1 protein-coding gene is annotated in these 599 nt (G+C 45.1%); it reads right to left on the bottom strand.

All coding sequences use genetic code 11. From position 1 onward, the window contains the following. On the bottom strand, window positions 1-540 hold a 540-nt coding region (locus R7190_RS28905; RefSeq protein ID WP_318138071.1), incomplete at its 3' end, for a cation:proton antiporter. Between the last annotated feature and the right edge of the window lie 59 nt (window positions 541-599).

Below are 599 nucleotides of genomic sequence, written 5' to 3' on the forward strand. Positions count from 1 at the left end.
AAGAGGAAGAGCAAATAGACCTATGGCGTACCATTCTGGCACTTTGCCTGTCGAAACAGTCAGAAACACGACCGCGAAGATATCTTGCATAACCAAAATACCGATGGCCAGTGTGGCGTATGTCGCGTTGAGTTCACCTTTTTCCTGCAGTGTTTTTACCGCGAAAACAGTGCTAGAGAAGGAAAGTGCAAAGGCTAGGAGCAATATCTGCCCGCTTTCCATACTTGCAAGGGACGTTAATCCAAGCAGTTTCAGCCCTGACAACGCAAGAGCAAAAAAAGCGGTTGAAAGAATATTGTGCGCTGTTGCGCCGCCCCAAATTTCTTTGGAAAGCAATGTTTTTACATCGACCTTTAAGCCAATAGTAAAAAGCAAAAGAGTAACGCCGAGATCAGCCAGAGTGACAATAACGTCATTACTTTGATAGCCAAAGGCATGTAAGCCAAAACCCGCTAGTAGAAAACCGACTAGAGGGGGAAGGCTGCATTTGAGCGCGATGAAGCCTGCTAAAAAAGCCGTTGTAATTAGAATAATTTCCATACTGTTGAGCTAGATTCCTGATATACGAAAACGGGCTGTGAAAACACAGCCCGAGATTG

It is taken from the genome of Vibrio sp. 1078-1, from assembly GCF_033340475.1.